General features: G+C 67.4%; 22 protein-coding genes. 17 read left to right on the top strand and 5 right to left on the bottom strand.

Annotated elements, in window-relative coordinates; translation table 11 throughout:
* Nucleotides 1–36: 36 nt before the first annotated feature.
* The gene (locus tag IEY68_RS07795; RefSeq protein WP_229718655.1) at nt 37–963 is read right to left on the bottom strand and encodes a MerR family transcriptional regulator; all 927 of its coding nucleotides are present in this window, start codon (nt 961–963) and stop codon (nt 37–39) included.
* A gap of 71 nt (nt 964–1,034) precedes the next feature.
* On the opposite strand from IEY68_RS07795, the gene IEY68_RS07790 reads away from it, so the two are divergent.
* The 3 genes from IEY68_RS07790 (at nt 1,035) to IEY68_RS07780 (ending at nt 3,745) form a co-directional block, all read left to right on the top strand.
* Nucleotides 1,035–1,661: a maleylpyruvate isomerase family mycothiol-dependent enzyme gene (locus IEY68_RS07790; RefSeq protein WP_062996599.1), complete on the top strand. Its 627-nt coding sequence runs from the start codon at nt 1,035–1,037 to the stop codon at nt 1,659–1,661.
* A 64-nt stretch (nt 1,662–1,725) separates the two neighbouring features.
* Entirely contained in the window at nt 1,726–3,333 is a 1,608-nt protein-coding gene (locus IEY68_RS07785) for a long-chain-fatty-acid--CoA ligase (RefSeq protein WP_373292951.1), read from the top strand.
* 208 nt (nt 3,334–3,541) lie between these two features.
* Nucleotides 3,542–3,745, top strand: a complete 204-nt coding sequence (locus IEY68_RS07780) for a GNAT family N-acetyltransferase (protein ID WP_062996605.1) — start codon at nt 3,542–3,544, stop codon at nt 3,743–3,745.
* 50 nt (nt 3,746–3,795) lie between these two features.
* Here the strand turns inward: IEY68_RS07780 and IEY68_RS07775 are convergent, their stop codons facing one another.
* Nucleotides 3,796–4,347 (bottom strand): TetR/AcrR family transcriptional regulator, encoded by a 552-nt coding sequence (locus tag IEY68_RS07775; protein WP_062996607.1) that lies wholly within the window; start codon nt 4,345–4,347, stop codon nt 3,796–3,798.
* A gap of 36 nt (nt 4,348–4,383) precedes the next feature.
* Here IEY68_RS07775 and IEY68_RS07770 point away from each other — a divergent pair, with 36 nt between their 5' ends.
* Together IEY68_RS07770 and IEY68_RS07765 are read left to right on the top strand one after the other, a co-directional pair.
* Nucleotides 4,384–5,073 (top strand): lysophospholipid acyltransferase family protein, encoded by a 690-nt coding sequence (locus IEY68_RS07770; RefSeq protein ID WP_062996609.1) that lies wholly within the window; start codon nt 4,384–4,386, stop codon nt 5,071–5,073.
* A 17-nt stretch (nt 5,074–5,090) separates the two neighbouring features.
* Entirely contained in the window at nt 5,091–5,387 is a 297-nt protein-coding gene (locus IEY68_RS07765) for a winged helix-turn-helix transcriptional regulator (RefSeq protein WP_062996611.1), read from the top strand.
* Nucleotides 5,388–5,431: 44 nt separating this feature from the next.
* On the opposite strand, the gene IEY68_RS07760 is transcribed toward IEY68_RS07765, so the two are convergent.
* Nucleotides 5,432–7,108 (bottom strand): acyl-CoA synthetase, encoded by a 1,677-nt coding sequence (locus IEY68_RS07760; protein ID WP_062996613.1) that lies wholly within the window; start codon nt 7,106–7,108, stop codon nt 5,432–5,434.
* An 85-nt stretch (nt 7,109–7,193) separates the two neighbouring features.
* Between IEY68_RS07760 and IEY68_RS07755 the strand changes: the two genes are divergently transcribed.
* On the top strand, nt 7,194–8,048 hold the full coding sequence (locus IEY68_RS07755; RefSeq protein ID WP_062996615.1) for an oxygenase MpaB family protein: 855 nt from the start codon (nt 7,194–7,196) through the stop codon (nt 8,046–8,048).
* Nucleotides 8,049–8,088: 40 nt separating this feature from the next.
* On the opposite strand, the gene IEY68_RS07750 is transcribed toward IEY68_RS07755, so the two are convergent.
* Entirely contained in the window at nt 8,089–8,982 is an 894-nt protein-coding gene (locus tag IEY68_RS07750; RefSeq protein ID WP_189094112.1) for an SAM-dependent methyltransferase, read from the bottom strand.
* A 497-nt stretch (nt 8,983–9,479) separates the two neighbouring features.
* Here IEY68_RS07750 and IEY68_RS07745 point away from each other — a divergent pair, with 497 nt between their 5' ends.
* The 8 genes from IEY68_RS07745 to IEY68_RS07710 all read left to right on the top strand — a co-directional run bounded on the left by IEY68_RS07745 (nt 9,480) and on the right by IEY68_RS07710 (nt 17,212).
* The gene (locus IEY68_RS07745) at nt 9,480–10,415 is read left to right on the top strand and encodes a TauD/TfdA dioxygenase family protein (protein ID WP_062996619.1); all 936 of its coding nucleotides are present in this window, start codon (nt 9,480–9,482) and stop codon (nt 10,413–10,415) included.
* Between the two features lie 407 nt (nt 10,416–10,822).
* Nucleotides 10,823–11,467: an ABC transporter permease gene (locus IEY68_RS07740; protein WP_062996819.1), complete on the top strand. Its 645-nt coding sequence runs from the start codon at nt 10,823–10,825 to the stop codon at nt 11,465–11,467.
* 64 nt (nt 11,468–11,531) lie between these two features.
* Nucleotides 11,532–12,818 carry an ABC transporter ATP-binding protein gene (locus tag IEY68_RS07735; protein ID WP_062996621.1) on the top strand — a complete coding sequence of 429 codons (1,287 nt, stop codon included), beginning with the start codon at nt 11,532–11,534 and terminating at the stop codon, nt 12,816–12,818.
* Nucleotides 12,815–13,552 (top strand): ABC transporter permease, encoded by a 738-nt coding sequence (locus IEY68_RS07730; RefSeq protein ID WP_189094111.1) that lies wholly within the window; start codon nt 12,815–12,817, stop codon nt 13,550–13,552. Before IEY68_RS07735 ends, IEY68_RS07730 begins: the two co-directional genes overlap by 4 nt.
* Nucleotides 13,549–14,535 (top strand): glycine betaine ABC transporter substrate-binding protein, encoded by a 987-nt coding sequence (locus IEY68_RS07725; protein WP_062996625.1) that lies wholly within the window; start codon nt 13,549–13,551, stop codon nt 14,533–14,535. Before IEY68_RS07730 ends, IEY68_RS07725 begins: the two co-directional genes overlap by 4 nt.
* Nucleotides 14,536–14,785: 250 nt before the next feature.
* Nucleotides 14,786–15,829: an FAD-dependent oxidoreductase gene (locus IEY68_RS07720; RefSeq protein ID WP_062996629.1), complete on the top strand. Its 1,044-nt coding sequence runs from the start codon at nt 14,786–14,788 to the stop codon at nt 15,827–15,829.
* 99 nt (nt 15,830–15,928) lie between these two features.
* Nucleotides 15,929–16,507 carry a pyridoxamine 5'-phosphate oxidase family protein gene (locus tag IEY68_RS07715; protein WP_062996631.1) on the top strand — a complete coding sequence of 193 codons (579 nt, stop codon included), beginning with the start codon at nt 15,929–15,931 and terminating at the stop codon, nt 16,505–16,507.
* A 342-nt stretch (nt 16,508–16,849) separates the two neighbouring features.
* On the top strand, nt 16,850–17,212 hold the full coding sequence (locus IEY68_RS07710) for a hypothetical protein (protein WP_062996633.1): 363 nt from the start codon (nt 16,850–16,852) through the stop codon (nt 17,210–17,212).
* Between the two features lie 393 nt (nt 17,213–17,605).
* On the opposite strand, the gene IEY68_RS07705 is transcribed toward IEY68_RS07710, so the two are convergent.
* Nucleotides 17,606–18,250 carry a TetR/AcrR family transcriptional regulator gene (locus tag IEY68_RS07705; protein WP_062996635.1) on the bottom strand — a complete coding sequence of 215 codons (645 nt, stop codon included), beginning with the start codon at nt 18,248–18,250 and terminating at the stop codon, nt 17,606–17,608.
* 200 nt (nt 18,251–18,450) lie between these two features.
* Here IEY68_RS07705 and IEY68_RS07700 point away from each other — a divergent pair, with 200 nt between their 5' ends.
* From IEY68_RS07700 to IEY68_RS07690, 3 genes are read left to right on the top strand one after another with little or no spacing between them, the layout of a single operon-like run.
* On the top strand, nt 18,451–19,254 hold the full coding sequence (locus IEY68_RS07700) for an SDR family NAD(P)-dependent oxidoreductase (protein WP_062996637.1): 804 nt from the start codon (nt 18,451–18,453) through the stop codon (nt 19,252–19,254).
* Between the two features lie 59 nt (nt 19,255–19,313).
* Nucleotides 19,314–20,441 carry a DUF5938 domain-containing protein gene (locus IEY68_RS07695; protein WP_062996821.1) on the top strand — a complete coding sequence of 376 codons (1,128 nt, stop codon included), beginning with the start codon at nt 19,314–19,316 and terminating at the stop codon, nt 20,439–20,441.
* A gap of 9 nt (nt 20,442–20,450) precedes the next feature.
* Nucleotides 20,451–21,983 (top strand): acyl-CoA synthetase, encoded by a 1,533-nt coding sequence (locus IEY68_RS07690; protein ID WP_062996638.1) that lies wholly within the window; start codon nt 20,451–20,453, stop codon nt 21,981–21,983.
* The last annotated feature ends 69 nt before the right edge of the window (nt 21,984–22,052 follow it).

The following is a 22,052-nucleotide window of genomic DNA, read 5'->3' as shown; positions in this document are numbered from 1 at the left end:
GGTTCCTGCGGCGCGATGTCTTCGCAACGGCTCCGATCACGACCCTTCCGGTTCGAGGGAAAGCGTGAGAGCGGTGTGCAGCCAGTTCTCGGTCGCGCCGGTGGTGTTCCGGGTGCCGAGTGCCTCGGCGGTCAGCGCCCAGTAGCGGGCGACCGCGGGGTGGCCCACCCCGGCGATGGCCAACCGGTGGCGGAACGCCGGGGAATCGCGGTATCCGCGTGCCGACGCGTGTGCGGCGACGAAAAGGTCCAGTTCCGGGCCCGGTTCCGGATCGTCCCCGGCGAACACCCGTTGCCCGGCCTGTCCATAAGCGGCCGCCAGTTCGACGATCAGTGCCCGCTCGTCGCGGACCGACCCCCGATCCGACAACCACAGCCGGCGGGATACCTCGTGCGCTACCTCCGGGGTCCGGGCCAGGGCGGTCAGCTCGGCGACGGCGAGAACATGGCCGGCCGTGGGCACCGCGGGGACCGGCGGGATGTCCATCTCCACGAAATCATCGAACAGCCCGGGCGGCATCGTGGCCAGGATCCGGCGCCAGAAGGTGACGAGCACATCGCGCGCGACACCGCGCTCGGCGACGCCGGCGAGTCGTGCGAGCACATCCGGCCGTTCCCCGTCGGAGGCGCCTTCGAGAGCGCGGAGTACCGCGTGCCGCCACGCCAGGGCATCCAGTTCGGCTTCCACGCTCGCCCGCTCGCGAGCGACGGTGTCACGGGTGGTGCCCTCGTCGTCGAGTACCCCGGCGATATCGGACAGCCCGAGACCTACCGTGCGCAACCGCCGGATCAGCGTCAGTCGAGCGAGGGCGTCCGCCGTGAAAACCCGGTGGCCGCCGCTGGACCGGTGCGCCACCAGAATGCCCTCGTCGCAGTAGAACCGGATGGTCCGCACCGGGACGCCGGTGCGCCGGGACGCCTCTCCGATGCTTACTGCGCCCCGGAGATCTGTGATGTATACCACTTCTGCTGGAACCTCCACCCGGGTGGAGCTCCTACGGTACCGGAAGCGATCGAGCACAGGAGGTACGGAGAATGGGCACCGATATCGTCGCCGACGAACTCGTCTGGGCGGCCGTCGCCGCCGAACGCGCGAGTCTGGCCGACATGCTGGAAGGTCTGTCCGCAGCGCAATGGGACCGGAGTTCCTGGTGTGCGGGCTGGCGTATCCGCGATGTCGTCGGCCATGTCCTGCTCACCTCGCGCGCCGGGGTCGGGCAGGTGCTGTGGGAACTGCTGCGGGCTCGCGGGAATCTCGACCGGATGAGTTTCACGACCGCTGTCCGATATGCCGAGCACAGATCGCCCGAAACCCTCGTCGCCGAATTACGCGCCGTCGTCGATCTACGGCATACCCCGGTGGGCACCACCGCCCTAGACCGTTTGATGGATCTGCTGGTGCACGGCCAGGACATCGCGGTCCCGCTGGGCCTGCGCCGGGTGATGCCGGTGGACGCTACACGCTGGGCCGTCGAACGAGTCTGGCAGATGGGGCGGCCATTTCACGCCCAGCGGGCGCTGGCGGGCCACCGCCTGGTCGCGACCGATACGGAGTGGTCGGCCGGGACCGGCGCGGCGGTGCCGGCGCCGATCGGGGAATTGCTGCTGGTGGTCACCGGCCGGTTACCGGTGGGGTCGGCGGGGCGCACGGTATCGTCCTGACGGGCATCATGGGCAGGTATGCCGAATGCGATCCACCGCACCGGGCGCGCGGCGTACGCTTCGCATCTGTTCGACCCGAGATGTGGAGCCCACCATGGCCAGTAGCGCACACCCGATATCTCGAGGAATGACCGCCGGCGATCAGCTGGCGCGCCATGCCCGCAAGATCCCCGGCACCGCGGCCCTGCGGTTCGCGGGCGCCTCCCGTAGTTACCGGGAGCTGGACGAGCGGGTCTCCCGGCTGGCCGACGCCCTGCGGGCGCGCGGTATCGGCACCGGGGACCGGGTCGCCGTCCTCGGCCTGAACTCGATGGAGGTCGTGGAGACCTTCCTGGCCACCAACCGCCTCGGCGCGATCGGTGTCCCGATCAATTTCCGCCTGGTGGCCGGGGAGATCGCCTACCTGCTGGCTGATTCCGGTGCGAAAGCGGCGATCGTCGACGCGGGGTTCGCGACCGGGCTGGCCGAGGCCCGCCGGGAAACCCCTGAGTTGCGAACCTGTCTGGTGATCGGTGGCGGTGACGGCGAATACGGTGAGGACTACGAGGCGGTGCTGCGCGCCGCGGATCCCGTATACGCGGCCGCGGCCGTGGACGATCGCGAACCGGCCTACATCATGTACACCTCGGGCACGACCGGCCGGCCCAAAGGGGCGGTACTCACCCACGACAACCTGATGTTGCACGCCTTCAGTGTCGCCGTGCACCAGGGCGTATCCGGTGACGACCGGGTCGCGTTGAACGGCGCGCCACTTTTCCATATCGCGGGTCTGTCCAGTTATCTGATGTGCTTGCTGCCCGGTGGCACGTTCGTGATCACCCCCTCCGGCGGTTTCGATCCGGCCGCTTCCGTCGAGCTGCTCGCGCGTGAACGCGTATCCAGCTGTTTCTTCGTGCCGGCGCAGTGGCAGGCGATCTGCGCGCTCCCGGGTATCGCGAACTACGATCTGTCCGCCCTACGACATATCTCCTGGGGTGCGGCGCTGGCGTCGACAACCCTGTTGCGCACGATGATCGAGACCTTCCCGCAGGCCTCGGTGTCGACCGCGTTCGGGCAGACCGAATGCAGCCCGGTCACCTGCACGCTGCGCGGTGAGGACGCTATCCGCAAGATCGGCTCGGTCGGCACCCCGATCCTGAATGTCGAGGTCAGGATTGTCGACGACGAGATGAACGAGGTGGCCCCCGGAGCGGTCGGCGAGATCGTCTACCGGGGACCGACGGTGATGCGGGAGTACTGGAACAAACCGGAGGCGACGGCGGAGGCATTCGCGGGTGGCTGGTTCCACTCCGGTGATCTGGTCCGGCAGGACGAGGACGGATATCTGTACGTCGTCGACCGGAAGAAGGACATGATCATCTCCGGTGGGGAGAACATCTACTGCGCCGAGGTGGAGAATGTGCTGGCCGGCCATCCCGGAGTCGCCGATATAGCGTTGATCGGGGTACCGCATACCAAATGGGGCGAGACGCCGCTGGCCGTGATCGTGCCGGCCGATCCCGCCGACCCGCCCACGGCCGCGGGTGTCGAGGCATTCGCCCGGGCCCGGCTGGCAGCTTACAAATGCCCCAGGGCGACAGTGGTGGTCGCCGAACTACCGCGTAACGCCAGCGGCAAGGTCCTCAAAACCGAACTCCGGGAGAAGTATTCGGCTCCCTCCGCGGAGGTGTGACCAGTCCGCTCTGCCGTATCGAGCAGCAGCCGGATTCCGTGTACCGCCTCCGGGTCGGTGCCGCCGGCCTCGGCGCGGGTCAGCATCACAGATGCCGCGGCCCGGCGGTGTGCGGCTCCCGGCATCGGGTGCGTGGTGAACAGGCCACCGGAGCCGGAGCGTGTCCCGGCCGCGCAAATACCTTGCTGCGCGGGGGAGTGCCCGGCTGATGTCGGCAGCCGATCCGTGCGCAGTCGATATAGCCGAAGCCCTCGCCGATCGGCCCGAATGGCTGGATCGCTTCGGTCATCGCATTGTGCTGGAACGCGCCGGCGGTGCGGCGGTCGGATCCATCGGCCTGTTCTGGCCGCCGAGCGCCGGCGTTCTCGAACTCGGCTACGGAATCGTGCCGTCGCGCCGGGGGCTCGGATAGGCGACGGAGGCAACCGTGGCGCGATCCCCGGATCGCGCCGCGGCGGTGGTTCATCCGAGCGTGTTCCGCAGCACCCGCCGGATCAGTTCGTCGATATCCACGCCGGGAGCGGCCAGCGTGAGGGCGCCGGTGGTGGACAGTACCGCGATACCGTGCACGCCGACCCACAGTGCCGTCGCGGTGGTGAGCGGATCGGGATCCGCGCGGGTCGTGCGCACCCGCCCGACGAGGCGGTCGAACAGCGGCTTGGACACCGAGCGCAGACCGGCGCCGGAACCCTCTAGCAGGTCGTGGCGGAATATCAGCGTGAACATCGCCGGTCTGGCCCACGCGAATTCGATATAGGCCCTGGCCCATCCGGTGATGTCGGAAGTATCGCCGGAGGCGCCGGCCGCGGCCAGTGCTCGGGCCAGATCGCGCAATCCCACGTCGGCGACTGCCCCGAGCAAGGCCTTGTGTGTCGGAAACCAGCGGCGGGGCGCACCGTGGGAGACGCCGGCCCGCCGCGCGATCTCCCGGAGGCCTATCTCGGTCGAGCCGGTTTCCTCGAGCAGGTCGATACCGGCCTGCACCAGGGCTTCTCTGGTTTGACTGACACTCACATAGACATTGTCTACCCGGTGCGGTAGACAATGTCTATGTCGCTGTGGACCGCGTTCTGCTATCGCCTGTGCCGGTATGTCCTGATCGGGCCTGTGCTCTGGTTGATCGGCCGGCCCGAAGTGAAAGGGCGCGAACACCTGCCGCCGCGCGGGCCCTATATCGTTGCCGCCAACCACTTGGCGGTACTGGACTCCTTCTATCTGACCCGGGCGCTGCGCCGGCAGGTGTTCTTTCTCGCCAAATCGGATTACTTCGATCGCCCGGGTCCGCTCGGGCTGGCCCAGCGCTGGTTCTTCCGCGGTGTGGGGCAGATCAGGGTCGATCGCCGGGGTGGGCCCGGCTCCACGCCCGCGCTCACCGCGGCCGCCGGAATCATCGAACGCGGCGGCGTATGGGGAATCCATCCGGAAGGGACGAGGTCGCCGGACGGCCGGCTCTATCGCGGGCACACCGGGGTGGTCCGGGTCGCGATGGCTACGGGTGTGCCTGTGCTTCCGGTGGCCATCACAGGTACCGGTCCCGACCCGGCGCGCCCGTGGTGGCGCCGCCGGGTGGTACTGGAGATCCTGCCGCCGCTCGACCTGACCGCGTATCGGACCTCCGGTTCGCACGGGACCCGTAGGGCGACCGATACGCTGATGCGGACCATCGCCGCCCGGACCGGTCAGCAATACGTGGACCGGTACGCCAATCGACGGCGTCCGGACCACGACCTCGCGGCCTGAAATTCGCCGAGGGAACTGTGGCCCGGCTCCGGGTTCGCGCGGGTGGCCCGTATCGCGGCCCTGGCCCGTATCGCGCGGAGGGGCAGCGCGAGCGATTCGAGTACCGGCCGACCGAGAAAGCGCGGGAGCTCTACCCCGTGATCGTCGGCCTGATGCAGTGGGGCGAACGCCATCTCACCGACCCGGCCGGTCCCGCCGTCCGGTTGGTGGACGGCCGGACCGGCACGCCGGTGAGCGCCGCCGCCGTCCCGGCCGGTTCGCCTACCTGTGAGCCCAAGGAGATCGCCGTGGTTCCGCTCGACCGGCGCGGGTGACGCGGCAGGCCGGTCCGCGCTGCTGGGCCGGAACAGGAGAGGTTTCAGTCCGGATTCGCTGCGGTCGACGGCAGGGTTCCGGGTTCGCCGGTGTTCTCCAGATGCCGCCGCATCAGCTTGCCGGTCGCGTTGCGCGGGAGCTCGTCGAGGAAGATCACATCGCGGGGTACTTTGTGGCGGGCGAGATTCGCCTTGACGTAGTCACGGATATCCTCCTCGCCGAGGGCGGCCCCCGCCGCAGGGACGACGAAGGCCCGTAACCGGGTACCGAAATCGCGATCGGGGACGCCCACCACCGCCGCTTCCAGAACGTCGGATCGCTCGACGAGCAGATTCTCCACCTCCAGCGGAAAGACATTCTCGCCGCCGGAGACGATCATGTCGTCGTCGCGGCCGTCGATGAACAGGCGGCCCTCGGCATCGAAATGTCCTACGTCTCCGCTGGACAACAGGCCGTCGACGATCTCCTTGTGCCGGCCGTCGGTGTAGCCACCGAAACTCAGCCCGCTGGATACGAAAATCGTGCCCACGGTTCCCGGTTCGGTGATCCGGTTGCGTTGTTCGTCGTAGAGCGCCACCCGGCAGCCGACCGGCGGTTTGCCGACCGTACCGGGAGCGTCCCGCATATCCCGCGGTGTCGCCACCGCCGCGACGGCGACCTCGGTCGAGGCGTACAGGTTGTAGAGCACCTCGCCGAATGCTTCGGCCGTCCGGCGGCCGAGGTCCGGGGAGACCGGGGAGCCGGCCGAGAAGATTACTCGCAGTGACGACGTGTCGTACCGGGCGAGCGCCTCGGGTCCGAGGTCGATGATGCGCTGCAACATCGTCGGCACGACGACCAGACTCGCGGCGCGATGTGCGGCGATATCGGCGAGTATCGCCTGCGGGTCGAACCTGCCCTGCCGGAACACGATCTTGTTGCCGAGCGCCCAGCCCAGGGTGAACTGGGACAGTCCGGTGCCGTGGAAGATAGGCGCGGCCATCACCATCGTATCGTCACGGGGGAGGGGGATCCGAGCGAGGAACTGTGCCGATTGCAGGGGTGAAACCTTATCGCGGGGAGCGCCTTTGGGAGTTCCCGTGGTACCGCTGGTCAGGATCACGGTGCTACCCGGATGCGGTGGTGGTGCCAGTTTCGCGGTGGAGTTCGCCGCGATGAGCGAGTCGATCGTGGTGACCGCGGTATCGCCGGAGGCGCCCCAGGTGAGGAAGCGCGCAGTGGTGCCCGGGATCGCCTCGAGCAGACCGGTGAACTCCGCGTCGAGCAGGAGCGCGCCGACATTCTCGCGCCGGGCGACATCGGCGAGCTGGGGTCCGGCGAAACCGGTGTTCATCAGGACGGCGCGGGCGCCCAGTTTCCCCGCGGCGAGCAGGGTGAGCACCATGCCGCGATGGTCGCGGCACAGTGCCGCCACCACGGATCCGGCTCCGATTCCGTGCGCGGCGAGCCCGCGGGCCAGCGCGTTCGACTGCTCGTCGAGCTGAGCGAAGGTGAGGGCGCCGCGTTCGTCGACGATCGCATCGGCCGTGCCGTCGCGGCGCGTGGCATGTCGGAGCACGGTGACGAACGGCCCGTGGACCCGAGCGTCGCGGATGGTCCGGATCAGCTCGTCGGGACGCTTCGGATCCAGCATCCCGCGGCGGCGCAGGACGGCCACCGCGGCCAGCGGTTCGGTCACCGAACGCAGCATCGCGCCGGGCGCGGGCAGGTTCGTCGGCATGGGGCACCTCCAGAAGAGCGAGCAGGCCGGCTGTCGAGTGTGAGAGAATGGAGCAGAATATCTATCAGTATTGCATGGAGGTCCTATGTCGCGCCCAGTGTCACCGGCATCGAGCACCGACCTGCCGGAGGAGGCCGGGCGCCGGAAATACCTCGCGGGTCCCGCCGCTCTGCTCGGTGGTCCGGCCAACGTGGTGATGCAGCTGAGCCAGGCGCCGGTCGGCCGCGGTGTCGTGGAAAGCACGGTGGACAGCGGCCGTTTCGATCTGCACCCGCGTAAACGGGGCCGGACGACGTTGACCTATCTCGCGGTGGCCATGCTGGGCACCGACGAGGAGCGCGCCGCCTATCGCGAGGCGACGAACACCTCGCACCGCCACGTGCGCTCCCGGCCGGGTAGTGCGGTGAAATACAACGCGTTCGATCCGGAACTGCAACTGTGGGTTGCTGCCTGTATCTATCGCGGCGTCGTCGACTCGCTCCAGTACCTCTACGGTCCGCTCGACGACGACTACGCCGATGAGCTGTACCTCGAATCGAGCAGATTCGGGACCACCCTGCAGGTCCGCCCGGAGATGTGGCCGGCCGACCGGGCCGCGTTCGCCGAATACTGGGAGTCGAGATCCGCGCAGATCTCGATCGACGACGAGGTGAAACGGTATCTACTGGACCAGGTCGTCGGCCTCGGGCCGTACGGTCGCGCCGAACGGGTCCTGTTCGGGCCGGTGAACCGGTTCTTCACCACCGGTTTCCTACCCCAGCGTTACCGCGACGAACTGGGGCTGGCCTGGGGACCGTGGCGACAGCGTGTCTTCGTGGTGATCATGCGCGCGATCGGTGCGGTGATGCGACTGGGCCCAGAACGATGGCGGCTCTACCCGCTCGATAAACATCTCGCCGATATGCGGCGGCGTCGCGCGCTGGGCAAACCCCTGGTCTGATCGCCGGTGCCCGGCCCCGCGCGCAGGCCGCGCGGACCGCTCAGCGTCGTCGCGCGACGACCAGACCGTTGCGGGCCTCATCGGCGAAACGGTCGAGGTCGGGATCACCGGGCGGCGGCATTTCCCGGTGGTAGGCGGCGGCCCGTTCGTAGGTATCGAAGGTCTCGGCATCCCAGCCGTGCCGGTCGAGCCAGGGCTGCGCCGGCTCGGCGACACCGCCGCCCCGCCACATCGCTTGCAGCTCCGTGCCGAATTCGCCGGTGACCGTGGTGGCCATCAGCGCGACCGCGTCCACGCTCAGGTATTCCATCGACAGCCGGCTCCCGGCGGCCGATCGGTCGCTGATACCGGACAGCAATCGGTCGTTGTGCTCGGGGCTCAGATAGCTGAGCAGTCCCTCGACGAGCCACGCCGAGGGAATCGACGGCTCGAATCCCGCCGCGGCCAGCGGGCTACCCCAATCCTCCCGGAGATCGACCGGCACCGGCGCCCGGCGCCCGGCCGGTTGCGCCCCCCGCGCGTCGAGGACCTGCTGTTTGAAAGCCAGCATTTCCGGAGTGTCCAGTTCGTACACGGTGACCTCCGGTGTGATCGGAAGCCGGAAGGCCCGGGTGTCCAGCCCGGCCGCGATGATCACGACCTGCCGGACGGTGCGGGTGGCATCGAGGAGGTAATCGTCGAAGAAGCGAGTGCGTACGGGTAGGTAACTGCTGAACGAGTCCCATTCCCGCGTGGCAGCGTCGGTGCCGATGGATTCTTCTTCCATCCCGCCGGCGGCCACGAAGTCGGCGGCGTAGGGGTCGACGAACAGGGGCTCCTCGCGCGCCGATTCGGCGGCTCGCCCGGCGGCGACCATGAGCGCGGTGCGTCCGACACCCGTCGGAGAGGGGGCGGGGTCACCCGGACGATCGGAAGGAGAACCAGGGGTGGTCACGGCCTCAGCCTAGGACGGTTGCGCGGGTACGGGCGGGACCGTCGGATGCGTCGCTGTGCCGTGCCCGCCGGTCATCGGTCCGCACGGGTGCGGCGTACTACCCCCGCCTCTTCCGCGGCGGCCGTACCGGCGTCGCGGTTCCCCGGCGGCGAGTCCGTAGGAGGTGTCGTTGTCATAGAGGTGGGGCGCGCGGAGCAGCGGTTCCTCGGCGAGGAACCATCTCGATATCTCTCGTCCGGGGCACACAGACTTCGCCGGCGGGGTGCTCGCCGGCTGCGTCCGCCCGAGGCCCGCATTCTGTGGTCCGTCGGCGCGGCGCACTGCTGTGGTCTGCGCGGAAGGTGCCACTGCGGCCTGGCGATACCTCCCCGAGCGGAGAGAGGGCGGGTTCGCTGGGTGGCTGCGGATTGCGATCCTGGTGACCGAAACCCTGGGCGTGCCGGTCGAACGGTGGTTCCATCCGACGGAGAGTCAGGTTCGAGCGAAAGGCCCCGGATATGTCCGTCGACACCCTTGACACCGCCACCACTGTGCAGGTGACCAAGCTCGGTACCCATATCGGTGCGCGGATCGACGGGGTCCGCCTGGGTGGGGACCTCGCCCCGGCGGCCGTCGCCGACATCCGCGCCGCGCTCGCCGAGCACAAGGTGATCTTCTTCCGCGGTCAGGACCATCTCACCGAGGACGGACAGTACGAGTTCGCCGAACTGCTCGGCAGCCCGACGACCCCGCATCCCACCGTCCGATCGGCGGGGGTGAAGAGCCTGGCCATCGATTCGCGCCTGGGCCGGTCCAACAGCTGGCACACCGATGTCACTTTCGTCGATCGGGTCCCGAAGGCATCCATCCTGCGCGCGGTCGTACTGCCCAGCTACGGCGGCTCGACCACCTGGGCCTCGACGGTCGCCGCCTACAACTCACTCCCGGAACCGCTCGAGCGGCTGGCCGAGAGCCTGCGGGCGCGGCACACCAACCTCTACGACTACGCCGCCACCGCCGAGGACAATCCCGACGAGGGCGCCACCGCGTACCGGCGCGAATTCGAGTCGAGCTATTTCGAAACCGAGCATCCGGTGGTGGAAGTCCATCCGGAGACCGGGGAACGGGCGCTGTTGCTCGGCGGTTTCGTGAAGCATTTCGTCGGCCTGTCCGATAGTGAATCGCAGGCGCTGTTCCGGTTGTTCCAGGACCGCATCACCCGGCTGGAGAACACCACTCGCTGGAACTGGGAGCTGGGCGATGTCGCGATCTGGGACAACCGCGCCACCCAGCACTACGCGATCGACGACTACGACGGCAGCGAGCACCGCCGGCTGACCCGGATCACCCTGGCCGGTGGCGTCCCGGTGGGAGTCGACGGTGCACAGAGCACCGTCATCGCCGGTGACGCCGAGTACTACTCCGCCGTTGACCAGTTGACCCGCGCGGCATAGCCTTCGCGGTCGACCGATGTTCCGTTCGTCGCGGAAATGTCTGTTCCACAGTGGATTCGAAGGCGGCCTCGAGACAACGGTTGTTCGCGGCCCGAACCGGTTGCCGTCGCCGGTTCGCCGGAAAGGCATCCGCCCGGTGTCCGCACCCCGGCTGGTCGCCGCATTCGTCCACTGCCACGGAACCGGTTTCGAACTCGTCATGAGCGAAATGGTGGACAGCATTTCGCGGTATCGCATTTGCGCCGGTAGCGGCCGGGTATTCGCGCCGCCGCGGCGGCCGGGTACGCCGGTCGCCGCGCGCCGTCCTGAATCGACCGCCCGGTTTCGATTAGTCTTTGACAGCTTGCGTGTCCGATGACCGCACATGGACGGGCGCCGCACGATTTCCGGCCGACGAGGGGAGTCCCGTGAATCTATGGAGCTATATCCGAGGGCGGGGGGAGCTGCTCACGTTCCTCACCTATCAGCATGCCTCTCTGGCATTCCAGACGGTTCTGGTCGGCACTGTTGTCGCTGTGCTCATCGCCGTGGCGGTGTACCGGTTACCGCTGCTGTCCGCGCTGTCGCTGACCTCCAGCCGGGTCGCGCTGACCATCCCGTCACTGGCGCTGCTGGCGTTGTTGCTGGTCCCGTTCGGTCTCGGCGTCACGCCGTCGTTCATCATGCTGGCGTTCTTCGCGGCCCTGCCGGTGATCGGTAACGCGATCGTCGGATTGCGTTCGGTACCGGCTTCGGTTGTCGAATCCGCCCGGGGGATCGGCTTTTCGCGATTACGCATTCTGGTGACCGTGGAACTGCCCATCGCCTGGCCGGTGATCCTCACCGGAATCAGAGTGTCCACTCAGATGATCGTCGGTGTCGCGGCCATCGTCGCCTACGTCCTCGGACCCGGTCTCGGGTCACTGATCTTCAACGGGCTGTCCCGGCTCGGCGGCGCGAACGCCCTCGAGATGGCGCTCACCGGAACCATTCTCATCGTCATCATCGCGTTGGTCTTCGACGCGCTACTCGTCCTGCTCGGACGCCTCACGATCGCAAAGGGACTGTCATGATGCGATACCTCCGCCTTCGCTGCGGCCTCCGCGGTTCGTATGTACCCGCTTCGAAGGAGACTCCATGACCGACTTTGTGGCCGGCCGGGAGACGGCGGCGACGACATCCGGACGTACGGTCACCGGGGCATCGATCACGTTGGACTCGGTCGTGAAACGGTTCAAGGGCCAGCAGAAGCCGGCCGTGGAACGTCTCGACCTGGAGATCCCCGCCGGCGAGATCGTCGCGTTCGTGGGCCCGTCCGGTTGTGGGAAGACCACCACCCTCAAGATGATCAACCGGTTGATCGAACCCACCGAGGGCCGGATCTTCATCGACGGCCGCGATGTCACCAGGGAGGATCCCGACAAACTGCGGCAGTCGATCGGATACGTCATCCAATCCGGCGGGCTCTTCCCGCACTGGTCGGTCGCCAAGAATGTCGGTGCTATCCCGCGGGTCCTCGGCTGGGACAAGAAACGGGTCGCCGAGCGCACCGAATATCTGCTCGATCTGGTCGGGTTGGACCCCGCCGTCTTCGCCGACCGGCTCCCGAAGGATATGTCGGGCGGCCAGCAGCAGCGGGTCGGCGTGGCCCGCGCCCTCGCGGCGGATCCGCCGGTCCTGCTCATGGACGAGCCGTTCGGCGCGGTCGACCCCATCACCCGGGCGCGCCTCCAGGACAGCCTGATCGCCATCCAGCACGAACTCGGTAAGACCATCGTGATCGTCACCCACGATTTCGAGGAGGCCACCAAACTCGGCGACAAGGTGCTCATCCTGTCCGAGGGCGGGCATGTGGAGCAGTACGCGCCCCCGGAGGACATCCTCACCGACCCGGCTACGCCCTTCGTGGAGGAGTTCGTCGGATCCGGGGCGAAACTGGCGTATTTGACCGTGTCCCGGGTCCGTGATGTCACGTCCGACAAGGTGGTCACCGCCCGGATCGGCGAATCCGCACCGGCGGTGATCGAACGCGCGAAGGCCGCCGGGCACAGCTGGGTGGTCGTCGTGGACAGCGCGGGTCGGCCGCGGTCCTGGCCTACGCTGACCGAACTCGCGACCAAACCGGAGGTCTCCGACTTCCTCGATCGGCGGCTGCCCGTCGTCGCCCGGTCCTCCACCCTCAACGACGCGCTCGACGCCATGCTCGCGACCAGCCAGGGCGCCGCGCTGGTCACCGACGGGCGCGGCGCGGTGGTCGGATCACTGAGCATCGACTCGGTCACCGAGGTGATCCGGGACAAGCTCGCCGACGCGCGCGCCGACGCCGAGGTCCCGTCCTACGTGACCTATGTGGACGGCACCGACCCGGCGCCCACTCCGGTCGTCGCCGCCGATGACGAACCCGGATCGGCCGCGCAGTCATGAACCGGCTGCGCCGCGTGCCCATCGATGTGTGGTTCGAACCGCTCATCATCGCCGTCATCGGCATCGGGTATCTGCTGTGGTACCGGTCCACGACGTTCACCGAGACCGAAAGTGCCTCGCTGGGCTGGGCGAATCTACAGAACACGATCCTGCAGCACATCAAACTGACCGTGGTCGCCACGGTGATCGTGGTCGTGATCGCTATTCCGCTGGGCATCGCGCTGACTCGGCCCGCGCTGAAGCGATTCGAGCCGATCGCGGTCAATATCGCCAATATCGGCCAGGCCGCGCCCGCGGTCGGTCTGCTGGTCCTGTTCACCTTCTGGCTGGGCACCGGATTCCGCACCGCGATCGTCGGTCTGGTCGTCTACGCGATCCTGCCGATTCTGCAGAACACGATCGTCGGGTTGCGGCAGGTCGATCAGCGCACCATCGAGGCCTCCCGCGGGATCGGCTACTCCGGCACCCGCACCCTGTTCCAGGTGGAGCTGCCGCTGGCGGTGCCGGTGATCCTCAACGGTGTGCGGACCGCCCTGGTCATCCTGGTCGGCACCGCGACGCTGAGCACGTTCATCGGTGCCACCAGCCTCGGTACGCTGATCACCACCGGCGTCACTCTGTTCCTGCCCAAACTGCTCATCTCCGGCGCGATCCTGGTCGGGCTCCTGGCATTGACCATCGACTGGCTGGGCCGACTCGTCGAACTGGCCGCGACCCCACGAGGTGTGGCATGAGAACGGCACCGGCCCGGCTGGTCACCACGATTTCGGTCTTCCTCGCGGCGATCTCGCTGCTGGCCGGATGCGGGCTGGTGAGTTCGTCGGGCACCTTCCACGAAGCGCGGTTGCCGGACGGGCAGCGTCCGCTGGACGGTGCGGAACTCGTGGTGACATCGAAGAGTTTCACCGAAGGCGTGCTGCTGGGCAAGATCACCGCGACCTATCTGGCCGCGGCCGGCGCCCGAGTCACCGACCTCACCGGGGCTCCGGGCTCGGCATCGTCGCGGCAGGCCCAGCTCAACGGCGACGCCGATATTCTCTGGGAGTACACCGGCACCGGTTGGGTCAATTACCACAACCAGACCGAGACGATCTCCGATCCCCAGGAACTCTGGCAGCGCGTGCACGAGATCGAGAAACGCGACTACGACCTGGAATGGCTGCCCCCGGCCAACTTCAACGACACCTATGCTTTCGGCGCGTCGACGCCGGCCGCCGAACGGCTGAGGGTGAAATCCCTCTCCGATGTCGCGGCGCTGCCGGTCCGCGACCGCACCTTCTGCGTCGACGACGAATTCTTCAGCCGCTCAGATGGTTTCATCCCGATGCTGCAGAAGTACGGCATCCCCTACAACGATCCCAACGGTGTCCCGGCGGGCAATGTGACGCGGATGGACGCCGGTGTCGTCTATACGGCGACCGCCAAGAGCGCCCCGTGCAATTTCGGCATGATCTACACCACCGACGGCCGGGTGAAGAATCTGAACCTCGTCGTACTCGAGGACGACAAGAAGTTCTTCCTGCCCTACAGCGGCACAGCGGTCGTGCGTGGTGAGATCATCGACCGTTACCCGGAGTTGGCACCGCTGCTCGCGACGATCTCCGGCCTGCTTACCGACGACCTCATGCAGGAGCTCAACGGGCGCGTCGATATCGACGGCGAGGATCCCTCCGATGTCGCCTACGACTGGTTGAAGAGCGAAAACCTCATCGACTAGGAAGTATCGTCGGCAGTTCTCGTGATCTGCCCCGGTGATATCGGCCCCGGGCCGGTGCGGCCGCCTGCGACGCCGAGCCCGGCGTCGGCCGGGAACCGTTGCCGGTCTTGTATGTTGGCCACCAGGGACCGGATATCCGGCCGCGCCGACCGCCGGCCTCGACCGTCACCGTCGAGCAGGGCACGATCGTGGGCGCCGTCCGGCCGATCGCGGTGCCGTGTGCATACCCACCTCACCTGAAGGAGATCCGATGATCACCATCCTGGGCAGCGGTATCGCCGGAACCGCACTGGCCGGCGCACTGTCGAGGTCCGGGCGGCCGGTCACGGTCTACGAGCAGCGCGACGGCGGGGGAGGCGGGGCGTTCCTGATCCTCGACGGTCGCGGCCACCGCAGTCTCGTCGCCCTCGGTGTGCCGGAGGCGGAGCTGCACGCGGCCTCGTATCCGCTGAGCGAACTGCGCTACACCCCTGATGACGGAGTGACCCGGCGGCGTCCCAGCGAGGGGCATCGATTCTGGCTGCGCGGCGATCTGATCGCGGTGCTGAAACGGTTCGCGCTCGACGCGGGCGCCGAGATCGGTTACGGCAGCCCGATCGCCGAGGTGGCGGTCGACGCCGCGACCGGGCACACCACCCTGCGCATCGGTAGTCGCACGGTGACCGCACGAGATCTGGTCATCGGTGCCGACGGTATCGACTCGGTCGCGCGGGCGGGTACCGAACCCGGTCGCATCCCGGAGTACGCCGGGGACGTCGTGATCTACGGTATGACGGCGACACCGGTGGAATGCCCCACCGACCCCTTCGTCCTGCACTTCCATGCCGAGTCGGCGGCCGGCGCCCGCCCGGCCACCACTTTCGGGCATATCTGGCGGCCCGGCGCCGATGCGGCCCTCTGGTTCCTGCGCATCGAGCGTGCACCGCTGCCGGTCGCCGAGACCGGGATCGTGCCGACCGGTCGCTGGGCCGCGGCGGTGACCGAGGCGGCACCCCGCTCGATCCGGGAGCTGACCGAGCCGCTGGTCGCGGCGACCGAGCAGGTCCATGTATCCAACGCGCGCAATGTCGCGTTCGCGACCGCAGCGGCACCGGTCGCTCCGGTGATCCTGGTCGGCGACGCGGACCACGCCATCACGCCGGCGGCGGGTGTGGGAGCGCGGGAAGGTATCGAGGACATCGAAGCGGTCCACCACGCGATCGTCACGGGTGGTTCCCCGGCCGAGGCCATGATCGCCCGCCGCCGCGCGATTGCCGACGAACGTGCGCGGGTGGCCCGCCGGATGCGTGCGTGATCGGAGCCGCCGGGGATCCGGGCTGAGACTATTTTCACCCCGGCGGTGGGCGCTTCCGCCGTTAGGCTGGCCGAGCGGCCCACCGAGGTGAGGGGATCCATGGCCAAGGAATTCTCGCAGCTGGACGGCCCCCTACGGCAGTTCATCGAGGCACAGGCGATGTTCTTCGTCGCCACGGCACCGTCGGAGGGCGGACGGGTCAATCTGTCGCCCAAGGGGTATCAGGACACATTCGCGGTACTCGACGGGCACACTGTCGCGTATCTGGATCTGTTCGGCAGCGGAGTGGAGACGATCTCGCACCTGCGTGAGAACGGCCGGATCACGATCATGTTCTGCTCGTTCACCCGCAACTCCCGGATCCTGAGACTGTTCGGATCGGGTCGGGTCGTACGTCCCGACGATCCCGAATTCCAGGACCTCCGAACTCATTTCGGTGTCGAACATCCCGGAGTTCGCGCGGTCGTCGTGATCGAGGTCGACCGTATCGCCGACTCGTGTGGATACGCTGTCCCCTACTACGAATTCGTCGGCGAACGACCGGTGCTCGACGCTCACCACGCCCGGCAGCCCGACGAGAAGTTCGCGCGCCGGATCGGCGGAGACAACGGGCACAGTATCGACGGCCTCCCGGCTCTGGACCCGGACCATCCGCTGCCGTCCGGGATCCCGCGCTGACAGATCGTGGTGGCGATCGTCGTGTGCCGCACCTACCGGCCCGGGGCCACGGTCATCGACGGCAGCCGGCACCCACCGGCGCCGCGGAAGGCCGGATGAGTGCATCGATACGCGACCGGCACGTCATCTGCCGCCATGAATCAGCACACCGATACCTGTCTGATACGAGAACCGCGTGGTCGCACAGATGATCCGGACTCGCCGGACCGGTCCCCGGATGCGGTAGCCGGGGCGGACGCTCTGCGGGCCGCGGGAACTCGATTGTTCAGCTGATTTCTTACCAGCAGTAACATTCGGGCGCTTCCAGCCGAATCACCTCTGACCAATACAGAAGGGGTTCTCGTGAAAGAAACGATTGTTGCCGCCGCACGCGTCGCGGCCGCCGGTGTTTCGGGCCTGGCCTTCGTCGCGATCGTCGGTTCCGGCGCCGCCCAGGCGGCGCCGCAGGATTGCGTGGTCCAGCGGGATCTCTCCGGGGCGTCGGCGACCTGCGGGCCCGACGGGGGAAGCAACTACGTCCTGCATGTCGACTGTTTCGGCCTTTACGCCAGCGGGCCGTTCCCGCTGTACGGTATCGGTCCCTACAGCGCCCTCAGCTATCCCTTCACACCGAACGGCCAGCGCATCACCGCGGGCTGCACGGGTATGGGACCCGGCGTCGTCGCAGTGGCGACCAACGCCTACGTCGAGATCTATCGCGGCTAGCGGACCGCGGCGAGCGGCGCAGTGCGGGTCGTAGCGCCGGTCGCGGGTGATGCGCGCGATCACTCATCGATCCCATACCGGCGGGGCCACTGGTGATCAGTGGGCCGGTGAGCGAACCGGAACACACCCCGTAGCCCCCTCGTCGAGCTACACGGTGTGTTCCGGTTTTTCGCGGTGACAGCGCTTGTGAAATGCCGGCCCGGAATCTTCTACGCGGGCCCGGCGGTTCTCACTCGATGGTGTCGCAGATCGTCAATGCTCCGGGGTAGTTCCGTGGGTGCTGCCGATACGACCTGTGCAGCACGCCGTTCACACGTTCAGGTGTCGATCGCGGCGATCCGGTTCGGACGGGCGCTTCGCCCGCGATGGCCGGCCGGGGCGCAAGCGAGCTCGTTACGATCGCGACAACGAGGGAGCGCCGAGCAAGCCGAATATCGAATCGAGCTGGTCGCCCACGTTATCGACCTCATCGGTACGGCCCGCCAGCTGGTGGAGCAGTGCGCGCTGGAAGATTCCGTCGATGGTGACGTACGCGGTGGCCGGTGTGAGGTTCGGGACGGTATCGCGGTGTTCGCAATAGCGGGAGACGACCCGCCAGATCATATCCTCGCGGCGGGCTTCGATCTCGAGTACATCGTCGCGGAACGAATCGTCGAACAGGCTCTGATTGCGTAGGTCGTACCAGAGCCGGTGGATGGCGGCGTCGGCGGCCAGCGTGGCCGAGAACGTGGCGATGAACTCGGTGCGCAGTTCGTCGGCGTTGTTCGCGGCGGCGATCACATCGTCGTAGCGGGTTACGCAGACCGCCTCGTACTGCCGCACGGCGTGCACGAGAAGGTCGATCTTGTCGCGGAAATAGTAGTGCAGTACGCCGTGGGAGTATTCGGAGTTCTGCGCGATCTCCCGCAGGCTCGTATGGGCGTAGCCACGCTCGGCGAGCGTATGCAGCGTGGCCAGTGCCAGCTCGGTGCGCTTCGCCGCGAACTTGTCGCGAGCGCGCTCGTCTATGCGGGATCTGGGATCAGCGGCCTGTGTCACTCGTTTGCAATCTTCTCGGTTCGGATCTGACCTGCCCGGGTTTCTCTGAGTGTAAGCGCACGACCGCGGGCAATCTCTGTACGACTGTCAAGATTTTTCTTGACGACTGTCAAGATTTCGCCCTAGTGTGTCATGCGACACAGTGGACTGCGTTTGTGGCTCGGATCACGTGTCAGTGGCTTTCGGAGAGAGGAACAGGGATGACGAGTTACGACTTGGGCGGACGCGCCGCACTGGTGACCGGGGGCGCGCGCGGTCTGGGGGCGGGGATGGCCCAGGCCCTCACCGAGGCCGGGGCGTCGGTCGTGGTGGCCGATATCGAGGCCGGCGCAGGCCGGGCCACGGTCGAGAAATTGCAGGCACAGGGCAGCCGAGCCGAGTTCGTAGCGCTGAACGTCACCGACGACCGTGCGTGGGAGCGGGCCGTCGAGACCACTGTCGATGCGCTGGGCGGCCTCGATATCGTGGTGAACAACGCGGGCGTGGAAGTCACCAGTCTGTTGGCCGATCTCGATCCCGAGCAGGCCCGCACCATGCTGGATGTCAATCTGCTCGGCACCGCGCTCGGCATCAAACACGCGTTCCGGGCCATGCGGCCGGGTGGGGCCGCCGGACGTGGTGGGGCCGTGGTGAATATCGCTTCGGTGGCCGCGACGATCGCTTTCCCCGGTATCGGCCTCTATTCGGCCACCAAATCGGGTATCGATCGGCTGACCAGGGTGGCCGCCGCGGAATCCGGGAAACTCGGCTACGGCGTACGCGTCAACTCGATCTATCCCGCCCTCACGCCGACCGCGATGGGGAACAAGCTCGCTGTCGACTGCGCCGAACTGGGATTGTTCCCGTCCCCCGAGGCCGCGGCTCAGGCCGTCGCCGAGCTGACGCCGTTGGGCCGGCTGGGGCAGGTCGACGATATGGCCGACGCGGTCGTATTCCTCGCATCCGATGCGGCGAAATTCATCACCGGTGCCGGGCTGCCGGTCGACGGGGGGATGGGTATGTAGCGGCAGCCTTCCCACTCACCGGTCACCCAATCCATCAGATGACGAGGAGTATCAGCATCATGACCACCGACAAGAAGGTTGTCGTATACGGCGCGTCCGGTTACACCGGCCGGTTGATCTGTGAGTATCTGCGCGAGTACGGAATCCCCTTCCTGGCCGCGGGCCGGGACCACGGGCGGTTGAAGGCGGCGGTCGAGGCGGTACCCGGGATCGACACCGTGGACTACGAGATCGTCGAGGTCGAGCACACCGCGGCCGCCCTGGCCGATGCCTTCCAAGGGGCACAGGTCGTGCTCAACACGGTCGGACCGTTCGCCCGATACGGACACCCGGTGGTGGAGGCGTGCCTGCGGATCGGTGCGCACTACACCGATACCAACGGTGAGCAGAACTGGATGATCGATGCGCAGGAACGCTACGACGCCGAGTTCGCCTCTCGCGGACTGCTGCTCACGCCCGGCCTGGCGCAGATGTACACGATCGGCGAGATCGCCGCCAATATCTGTCTGGAGAATCCGGGCCTGGACACCCTGGATATCGAGGTCTTCTGGAAGGGGCATCCGACAGTCGCCTCGACCAACACCATCCTCACCAATGCCGCGTTCGCCGAGGCGTACTACCTCGAGCAGAACGAGTATGTGGAGTGGCCCGTCGACGAAGGGCTGTACCAGGTGGTGGTGCCGGGACAGCACGAACTGGGCCTGGCGCTGCCGTGGGGCGGCACCTCGCATCCGGTGTGGTTCAAGAACGATCCCCGGGTCTCCAGTGTGCGCGCGCTCGGCGGCGTCATGAACCGACCGCTGATGCTGGGTGTGCCACAGCTGGTCGCGGCGGCGCTGGCGCGGATGGAAGGCAAATCGGAGGCGGAGAAGTACCGCATCATCGACGAGCAGTCCGCCGCGATCCGCAGCGAGATGCCGCCGCGGGAGAATCCACGGATCAACACCTCGCTCGACTCGGTCTACGCGTCGGGACCGCTGGGCCGGGCCCACTGCCTGATCCACGGCAACTGCAACTACAAGCAGACCGCGCTGCTCAACGCATATGCCGCGGCGGCCCTGCTACAGGGTGCGCCGCGGGCGACCGGATTCGCCTCGAGCTGCCGGGCGTTCGGACATCGTGAACTGCTCGGCACGCTGCGCGCGTTCGGGCTCGTCCTCGATCCCATCGTCACGGTTCACCGCTGAGGCCCGTCGATGCGACTCGCGGACTATCTCGACAAGGGGGCCTCGCTCGGCCGCGGGACCCCCTGCCTCACCACCGGCGCGACAACACTGACCTACGGCGAGGTGTACGACCGCTCGGTGGCCGTCGCCGGCGCACTACAGCACACCGGGATCGCGACCGGCGATCGGGTCGCGGTGCTGTCGGCCAATGACCCGCTCGCCCTGACCTGCGTATTCGGGATCTCGCGCGCGGGAGCGGTGTGGTGCCCGGTCAACCCGCGCAACGAGGCCGAGGAGAACCGTCAACTGTTCGACCTGTTCGGCTGCCGATTGCTCTTCTTCCAGCGGAGATTCGCCGGTCTCGTCGCCGGTATCCGCGATCGGTTACCGAACCTGCGGTGGCTGGTCTGCCTGGACGGTGCGGTCGACGGCGCCATTACGTTCGATACCTGGCTGGCCCAGCATCCGGCCGAACCCGATGTGCACCGGCATCCGGCGGACGGCCTGTGCATGCTCGCGGGAACCGGTGGTACCACCGGCAGACCGAAGGGCGTGCGGCTGACCGAACTCAATATGATGACCTCGACCGCGCTGGCCCTGATGAGCTACCCGTTCGGGGACCGCCCGCGCTACCTCGCCCTCGCACCGCTCACCCATTCGGCGGGAGTTCTCACCTTTCCGATCCTCAGCCTCGGCGGCGAGGTCGTGATCATGCCGGCCCCCGATATCGGAGAGTTCCTCGCGCTCGTCGCGCAGCACCGCATCACGCACGCGTTCCTCCCTCCGACGGTCATCTACGGCCTGCTCGATCACCCCGACCTCGACCGCACCGATCTGTCGTCGCTGCGGTGCCTGTGGTACGGAGCCGCTCCGATCTCGCCGACCCGGCTGGAAGAGGCGCTGACCCGTATCGGCCCGGTCCTGGGGCAGTTGTTCGGCCAGACCGAGGCGCCGAACATGATCGCCACCCTCGCTCCGGCCGAGCATTTCCGGCCCGACGGAACAATCGCCACCGAGCGCCTCGCCTCGGCGGGACGGCCGACCCCGCTGACCACCGTCGCCATCATGGACGGGCAGGGCGCGCTCCTGCCGCCCGGCGAGCGCGGCGAGATCGTGGTGCGGGGTCCGCTGGTGATGGACGGATACCACGAGAACCCCGCTGCCACCGCGGAAGTCAGCACATTCGACTGGCACCACACCGGTGATATCGGCTATCTGGACGACGACAACTTCCTCTACGTCGTCGACAGGGCCAAGGACATGATCATCACCGGTGGATTCAACGTCTACTCCGCCGAGGTCGAACAGGCGGTCCTCGCGCATACCGCGGTGGCGGAGAGTGCGGTGGTGGGTCTGGCCGACGAGAAATGGGGTGAACGAATTACCGCCGTGGTGCAGCTACGTCCGGGACGCAGTGTGACTGCCGATGAGCTGATCGCGTTCGTCAAACAGCGCCTCGGCAGCGTCAAAGCACCCAAGCAGGTGGAGATCTGGCCGGATCTGCCCCGCTCGAAGGTCGGCAAGGTGCTGAAGAACGTGATCCGTTCCGAACTGCAGGAATGAGCCAGGGCCGGGAGCCGGCATTCACCCGGAGTCGGTGCGGGCAGTTCGCGTGGAGCGCGCCGCAGCGTT

The sequence above is a fragment of the Nocardia jinanensis genome (assembly GCF_014645735.1).
GTDB classification, from domain to species: Bacteria; Actinomycetota; Actinomycetes; order Mycobacteriales; family Mycobacteriaceae; genus Nocardia; species Nocardia jinanensis.
The sequence above is the reverse complement of the archived record's forward strand: the minus strand, read 5'-3'. Positions and strand labels throughout refer to the sequence as shown.

Coding starts and splice junctions, on each gene's coding strand:
- IEY68_RS07790 (WP_062996599.1), top strand. CDS start 1,035: ATGGGCACCGATATCGTCGCCGACGAACTCGTCTGGGCGGCCGTCGCC.
- IEY68_RS07780 (WP_062996605.1), top strand. CDS start 3,542: ATGTCGGCAGCCGATCCGTGCGCAGTCGATATAGCCGAAGCCCTCGCC.
- IEY68_RS07770 (WP_062996609.1), top strand. CDS start 4,384: ATGTCGCTGTGGACCGCGTTCTGCTATCGCCTGTGCCGGTATGTCCTG.
- IEY68_RS07760 (WP_062996613.1), bottom strand. CDS start 7,108: ATGCCGACGAACCTGCCCGCGCCCGGCGCGATGCTGCGTTCGGTGACC.
- IEY68_RS07755 (WP_062996615.1), top strand. CDS start 7,194: ATGTCGCGCCCAGTGTCACCGGCATCGAGCACCGACCTGCCGGAGGAG.
- IEY68_RS07745 (WP_062996619.1), top strand. CDS start 9,480: ATGTCCGTCGACACCCTTGACACCGCCACCACTGTGCAGGTGACCAAG.
- IEY68_RS07735 (WP_062996621.1), top strand. CDS start 11,532: ATGACCGACTTTGTGGCCGGCCGGGAGACGGCGGCGACGACATCCGGA.
- IEY68_RS07730 (WP_189094111.1), top strand. CDS start 12,815: ATGAACCGGCTGCGCCGCGTGCCCATCGATGTGTGGTTCGAACCGCTC.
- IEY68_RS07725 (WP_062996625.1), top strand. CDS start 13,549: ATGAGAACGGCACCGGCCCGGCTGGTCACCACGATTTCGGTCTTCCTC.
- IEY68_RS07720 (WP_062996629.1), top strand. CDS start 14,786: ATGATCACCATCCTGGGCAGCGGTATCGCCGGAACCGCACTGGCCGGC.
- IEY68_RS07715 (WP_062996631.1), top strand. CDS start 15,929: ATGGCCAAGGAATTCTCGCAGCTGGACGGCCCCCTACGGCAGTTCATC.
- IEY68_RS07700 (WP_062996637.1), top strand. CDS start 18,451: ATGACGAGTTACGACTTGGGCGGACGCGCCGCACTGGTGACCGGGGGC.
- IEY68_RS07695 (WP_062996821.1), top strand. CDS start 19,314: ATGACCACCGACAAGAAGGTTGTCGTATACGGCGCGTCCGGTTACACC.
- IEY68_RS07690 (WP_062996638.1), top strand. CDS start 20,451: ATGCGACTCGCGGACTATCTCGACAAGGGGGCCTCGCTCGGCCGCGGG.